The sequence below is a fragment of the Microbacterium sp. genome (genome assembly GCF_049661145.1).
In the GTDB taxonomy this organism is placed as follows: Bacteria; Actinomycetota; Actinomycetes; order Actinomycetales; family Microbacteriaceae; genus Microbacterium.
In genome coordinates this window covers 1-6,326 of sequence record NZ_JBASZT010000001.1, presented here as the reverse complement: position 1 = coordinate 6,326, position 6,326 = coordinate 1, and the positions used below count along the sequence as shown (strand labels likewise).

At 71.7% G+C, this 6,326-nt stretch carries 5 protein-coding genes and 1 riboswitch; of the genes, 3 read left to right on the top strand and 2 right to left on the bottom strand.

What is annotated here, in order from left to right; all coding sequences use genetic code 11:
* On the bottom strand, nucleotides 1-1,262 hold a 1,262-nt coding region (gene glyA, locus WBP48_RS00025), incomplete at its 3' end, for a serine hydroxymethyltransferase (protein ID WP_424434208.1).
* Between the two features lie 60 nt (nucleotides 1,263-1,322).
* Nucleotides 1,323-1,406, bottom strand: a riboswitch (ZMP/ZTP riboswitch).
* A gap of 57 nt (nucleotides 1,407-1,463) precedes the next feature.
* Here glyA and WBP48_RS00020 point away from each other — a divergent pair.
* From WBP48_RS00020 to WBP48_RS00010, 3 genes are all read left to right on the top strand, one after another.
* Nucleotides 1,464-3,071 carry a family 20 glycosylhydrolase gene (locus tag WBP48_RS00020; RefSeq protein ID WP_424434205.1) on the top strand — a complete coding sequence of 536 codons (1,608 nt, stop codon included), beginning with the start codon at nucleotides 1,464-1,466 and terminating at the stop codon, nucleotides 3,069-3,071.
* Nucleotides 3,072-3,162: 91 nt separating this feature from the next.
* The gene (locus WBP48_RS00015; RefSeq protein ID WP_424434202.1) at nucleotides 3,163-3,639 is read left to right on the top strand and encodes a YrdB family protein; all 477 of its coding nucleotides are present in this window, start codon (nucleotides 3,163-3,165) and stop codon (nucleotides 3,637-3,639) included.
* 74 nt (nucleotides 3,640-3,713) lie between these two features.
* Complete coding sequence (locus WBP48_RS00010; RefSeq protein WP_424434199.1) at nucleotides 3,714-5,075, top strand: FAD-binding oxidoreductase; 1,362 nt, start codon at nucleotides 3,714-3,716, stop codon at nucleotides 5,073-5,075.
* 344 nt (nucleotides 5,076-5,419) lie between these two features.
* On the opposite strand, the gene WBP48_RS00005 is transcribed toward WBP48_RS00010, so the two are convergent.
* Nucleotides 5,420-6,199, bottom strand: coding sequence for a glucosamine-6-phosphate deaminase (locus tag WBP48_RS00005; RefSeq protein ID WP_424434196.1), 780 nt, complete (start codon nucleotides 6,197-6,199; stop codon nucleotides 5,420-5,422).
* Between the last annotated feature and the right edge of the window lie 127 nt (nucleotides 6,200-6,326).

The following is a 6,326-nucleotide window of genomic DNA, read 5'->3' as shown; positions in this document are numbered from 1 at the left end:
CCGGGGTACAGCGGGAAGGCCGCGGTCAGGGCGGCCACGCGGGTGCGCAGCGCTTCGACGTCAGCGCCCGGAAGGAGCGCCAGCGCGATGATGTCGGCCACCTCGGTGAACTCGGCGTCGCCGAAGCCGCGGGTCGCGAGCGCCGGGGTGCCGATGCGCAGGCCCGAGGTCACCATCGGTGGCCGCGGGTCGTTCGGTACCGCGTTGCGGTTCACCGTGATGTGGATCTCGTGCAGCAGGTCCTCGGCCTGCTTGCCGTCGATGGCGGCATCGCGCAGGTCGACGAGCACCAGGTGCACGTCGGTGCCGCCGGAGCGGACCGTGATGCCGGCATCCTTCACGTCCTGCTGCGCCAGCCGGTCGGCCAGCAGCGCCGCACCGCGCACGACGCGCTCCTGGCGCTCCTTGAACTCCGGCGTCGCGGCGAGCTTGAACGCCGTCGCCTTCGCGGCAATGACGTGCATGAGCGGGCCGCCCTGCTGACCGGGGAACACCGCCGAGTTGATCTTCTTGGCGATGTCGGCGTCGTTCGTGAGGATGAAGCCCGAGCGCGGGCCGCCGATCGTCTTGTGCACCGTCGAGGAGACGACGTGCGCGTGCGGCACGGGCGAGGGGTGCAGGCCCGCGGCGACCAGGCCCGCGAAGTGCGCCATGTCGACCCAGAGCAGAGCGCCGACCTTGTCGGCGATCTCACGGAAGCGCGCGAAGTCGAGCTGGCGGGGGTATGCCGACCAGCCGGCGATGATGACCTTCGGCTGGTGCTCGACGGCGAGCCGCTCGACCTCGTCCATGTCGACCAGGCTCGTCTCGGCGTCGACGCCGTACGCGACGATGTTGTAGAGCCGGCCGGAGAAGTTGATCTTCATGCCGTGCGTCAGGTGGCCGCCGTGGTCGAGCGAGAGCCCGAGCAGTGTGTCGCCGGGGCGGGCGATCGCGTGCAGCACGGCGGCGTTGGCGGTCGCCCCGGAGTGCGGTTGCACGTTCGCGAACTCGGCGCCGAACAGCGCCTTGGCGCGGGCGATCGCCAGCTCTTCGGCGACGTCGACCTCTTCACAGCCGCCGTAGTAGCGGCGGCCGGGATAGCCCTCGGCATACTTGTTCGTCAGGACCGAGCCCTGCGACTGCAGCACCGAGACGGGGACGAAGTTCTCGGACGCGATCATCTCGAGGTAGCCGCGCTGCCGCTCGAGTTCGCGCTCGAGCACCTGCGCGATCTCGGGGTCGACCTCTGCGAGGGGGGCGTTGAAGTACGGATCTGTCATGGCGATCTCCAGATTCACGGTGGTTGAGTGCCGCCGCACTCGCGGCGGTGTATCGAAACCACGGCCGACCCAGGCGAACGGTCTGCTGCCATGTTGGTCGCTCCCCGGTGGTGGCCCACCTCAACGCCAGTCGCGACCCTCAGAGCATAACGGATCACGCGCTGCTAGGCTGGGGTCGCCCTATTTGTTAGGAGTCCTAACTTGAGCGTTCTCGGCCTCGTCCCGCTGCCCGCCTCGGTCCGGCTCCAGGGCGCCCCCGGCATGGCGCTTACGACCGCCACCACCGTCGCCGGGCCGGATGCCGACCTGATGCGAGCATTGTTGGCCACGCGGACCGGGACGAAACTCCACCGATCCGACGCCAAACCGGCCGAATCCGCGACAAATCCGGCCCTGAGCCTCCGGATTGGTGGAGTTCGGGCAGGCATCACGCTCGCCATCGAGCCCGGCGGCCCGCCCGAGTCGTACCGGATCACCGTCGATTCCGCCTCCGCGACCGTCACCGGAGCCGATCCCGCGGGACTGTTCTACGGCATCCACACCCTGGTTCAGCTCATTCGCCCCGTCGGCGACGGCTGGGAGATCCCCGCCGTCGCGATCGACGACGCACCGCGCTTCGCCTACCGGGGCGTCATGCTCGACGTCGCGCGGCACTTCCACCCCATCGCGACCGTCACCGCCTACATCGACCGCGCCGCGAGCCTCAAGTTCAACGCGCTGCACCTGCATCTCACCGACGACCAGGGCTGGCGGCTGCAGCTGCACTCCCGCCCCGCGCTCACCGAGCGAGCGTCGGCGACGTCGGTCGGCGGCGACCCGGGCGGCTGCTACACGCAGGAGGACTACCGCGCGATCGTCGCGTACGCCGCGGAGCGGCACATGACCGTCGTGCCCGAGATCGACGTCCCCGGCCACACCCATGCCGTCACGCTCGCGTACCCGGAGCTGTGCGAGCCGCCGGTCATCACCGACCACATCCGCGACGTCGTCCGCGACTACGGCGGCGGGATGCCGGTCACCGGCGAGGCGTACGAAGGCCTCGCGGTCGGGTTCTCGTCGCTGCGGATCCGCGACGAGGCGACGTACGCATTCCTCGCAGACGTCTTCGGCGAGGTCGCCGCGCTCACCCCCGGCCCCTATGTGCACCTCGGCGGCGACGAGGCGCTGGGAACGGATGCCGAGGACTACGCCTACTTCATCGATCGGGTGTCCCGGATGGTGGCGGACCTCGGCAAGACCCCGGTCGCGTGGCACGAGGCCGGCGCAGCCGCGGGCCTCGCGCCCGGGACGATCGGCCAGTACTGGGGCTTCGTCGAACCCACCGAGGGCATGGATGAGAAGACGCGCGGGTTCGTCCCCGGCGGCGGGCAGCTGATCCTGTCCCCCGCGGATGCCATCTACCTGGACATGAAGCCCGACGCCGCCAGTCCGCTCGGCCTCACATGGGCGCGCGGCATCACGACGATCCGGCGCGCGTACGAATGGGATCCGGCCGCCGTGATCGAAGGGGTGACGGATGCCGACATCCTCGGCGTCGAGGCGCCGATGTGGACCGAGACGGTACGCACGCTGGACGACATCGACGCGCTCGCCTTCCCCCGCATCGGCGCCGCCGCCGAGGCGGCATGGTCACCCGCGGCGTGGACACCGGAACGACAGCCGACGGCCGGCGCCGAGGCGGGCGGCGCCCGCACCTGGGATTCGTTCCGCGCCCGCGTCGCGGTTCTCACTCCCCTGTGGGCGTGTCTCGGCATCCACTGCGTCACCGGTCCTGAGGACGACGTTCCTCCCGGAAGAGCGACCACCTGAGCCCGCATTTCGACCGGGGACTCCACCGACCTTCGCCGGGTGCTCCACACACGGCAGGCCAGCGCGCGCCGCCCGACCGTAAGCTGGACGCATGTCAGAGTTGCCGCCCGTCCGCCCGAGCGTGCCCGAAGCGCCGCGCGCAGCCCAGACTCCGAGCACGCCCCCCACCCCCCACACGGCCCCGACACCCGGTGCGGCCCCGCTGCCCGCGACCGACCTCCCGGCGGGAACCCGCCCCGCGCTCGACGCTGTCGACATCCTCGCGTTTCTGTGCGAGCTGTTCGCGTTCGGCACGCTCGCCGTCTGGGGTTTCGTCGCGTGGCCGTTCCCGTGGAACCTGGTGGCGGGGATCGGCGCGCCGCTGGCAGCGATCCTGCTGTGGGCGCTGTTCGTCTCGCCCCGTGCCGTGATCCCCGTGCATCCCTTCGTGCGCGCGCTCGTCGAGCTGCTCGTCTACGCCGCCACGACGATCGTGTGGTGGACGAGCGGCAACGCCTGGATCGGCCTCGCCTTCGCCGTCGTCGCCGTGACCGTGGGCCTCGTCGCCGGCCGTCGGCGCCTGTCGTGACACCCGTCGAACCCCCCGCCCGGCGTCAGCCTGTCGTGACAGCCGACGAACCCCCCGCCCGGCGTCAGCCTGTCGTGACCGACGTCGTCGCGGCCCTGCGCGAACGCCTCGGCGACCGCGTCGACACCGACCCCGCCGTGCTCGCGCTGATGCGCGCCGACAAGTCCGGGCGCGCCGCCGCAGGCACTCCGCTGGCCGTGGTGCACGCGGCATCCGTCGACGACGTGCAGACGACCATGCGGATCGCCCACGCGACGGCCACCCCCGTCGTCGTCCGCGGCGCCGGCACTGGGCTCGCGGGCGGCGCCAACGCCGGCGAGGGTCAGCTCGTGCTGTCGATGCGGGCGATGGACCGCATCCTCGAGGTCAGCCCCGACGATCTGCTGGCGGTCGTGGAACCCGGCATCCTCAACGCCGACCTGAACGCCGCGCTCGCCCCGCACGGACTGTGGTGGGCGCCGGACCCCGCCAGCCGGGCCATCTCGACGGTCGGCGGCAACATCGCGACCGGTGCCGGCGGGCTGCTGTGCGCGAAGTACGGCGTCGTGCGCGACGCGGTGCTGGGCGTCGATCTCGTGCTCGCCGACGGCCGGCTGCTGCGCCTCGGCCACCGCAGCGTCAAGGGCGTGACGGGCCTCGACCTCACCTCCCTCGTGATCGGCTCGGAGGGCACGCTCGGCGTCGTGGTCGCCGCGACCCTCAAGCTGCGCCGCCTCGTCCCGGGGCACGCACGCACGCTCACGGCGACGTTCCCCGACGTCCGCTCGGCCGCCGCCGGAGCCGCAGCCGTGACGGCATCCGGCATCCAGCCCTCGATCATGGAGCTGATGGATGCCGCGTGCCTTGCCGCAGTCCACCGGCTGCTCGACCTGGACTCGCCGGTGCCGGGCCGCGCGCAACTCACGATCCAGACCGACGGCGCGGCGGCGGATGCCGAGGCGGAAGCGATCGCGGCGACGCTCGCAGCCGCAGGCGCGACCGTGCGGCTGGCCGCCGACGACGCGGAGGCGGAGTTGCTGTGGACGATCCGCCGGTCGATGCACCCCGCGATGGAGACGCTGGGGACGACTCTCATCGAGGACGTCTCGGTCCCCCGCAGCGCCCTCCCCGCGATGTTCGACGAGATCGCCCGGGTGGAGCGCGAGCACGGCGTCTCGATCCCCACCGTCTGCCACGCCGGCGACGGCAACCTGCACCCGAACTTCATCTTCGCAGGTCCCGAGGTGCCGCCGGAGATCTGGGATGCCGCCGACGACCTGTTCCGCGCCGCCCTGCGCCTGGGCGGAACGCTCACCGGCGAGCACGGCGTCGGCGTGCTCAAGAGCCGCTGGCTCGCTGACGAGCTGGGCGACGACCAGTGGGAGCTGCAGCGCCAGATCATGCGGGTGTTCGACCCCGCCGGCATCCTCAACCCCGGCAAGGTCTTCGCGACCTGACCCCGCCGCGCTCTCACAACTGAGGGGTTCTGCAGTTCTGCGGACCCCGCCGGGGATTTCGGTCCTCAGAAGTGCAGATCTCCTCAGAAGCGCGAGCGACCGGGCGTCGACCCGGGCTCAGGATGCCGGCGGGTAGACCTGCGGGCTCGGCGCGGCGAGCCCGCGAGCACCGAGCGCCAGGGCGAGGATGCCGAGGGCGAGCGGCACGACCGTCGTGATCGCCGACGCGGCCATCACGCGATCACGGGTCGGCGAACCTCGGCATCCGTCATGCTTCCGACCCTATCCCGCGGTCCGACGACCGCGGACCGGGCGCGAGGTCTCGGCGGGTGCGGCGGCCGGGCCTACAGCCCCTGCCAGGCGGGCTTGTGGGCGTAGGCGTAGCGGTAGTAGTCGGCGTGGGCCAGCCGCGAGGCGGCGGCCTCGTCGACGACGACCGTGGTGTGCGGGTGCAGCTGGATCGCCGAGCCCGGCAGGGAGGAGGTCACCGGACCCTCGACCGCTCCGGCGACGGCGGCGGCCTTGCCCTCACCGAAGGCGAGGAGGAACAGGTGCCGTGCCTCGAGGATCGTGCCGAGGCCCTGCGTGATGCAGTGCATCGGCACCTCGTCGATCGTGTCGAAGAAGCGCGCGTTGTCGCGGCGCGTCTGCTCGATGAGCGTCTTCACGCGCGTGCGCGACGCGAACGACGACCCCGGCTCGTTGAACCCGATGTGCCCCGACGTGCCGATGCCGAGGAGCTGCAGATCGATCCCGCCGGCCGCGGCGATCGCACGCTCGTAATCCTCGCCCGCGTGCGCGATCGTCTCGAGCGCACCGTTGGGCGTGCGGATGAGCTCGGGGTCGAGCCCGAGCGGCTCGACGACCTCGGTCGTGATGACCGAGCGATAGCTCTGCGGATGCCGGGGGTCGATCCCCACGTACTCGTCGAGCGCGAAGCCGCGCACCCGCGACACGTCGACCCCAGTCAGCCTCGGACGCAACGCCCGGTACACCGGCAGCGGGGTCGAGCCGGTCGCGAGGCCGAGCACGGCATCGGGGCGGGCGGTCACGAGTCTCACGATCTCGTCGGCGACGAGCGCCCCCGCGGCATCCTCGGACGGGACGATCACGATCTCAGCCATGGACAACTGCCTCCTGCTTTGTTGCGGTGGTGCCGACGATCGCGGCACCCAGGGCTGCCGCCGGCGAACCGGGCGGCAGCAGCGTCACGCGCTCGGCCACGTGCAGCGAGCGCAGGAACGGCGATGC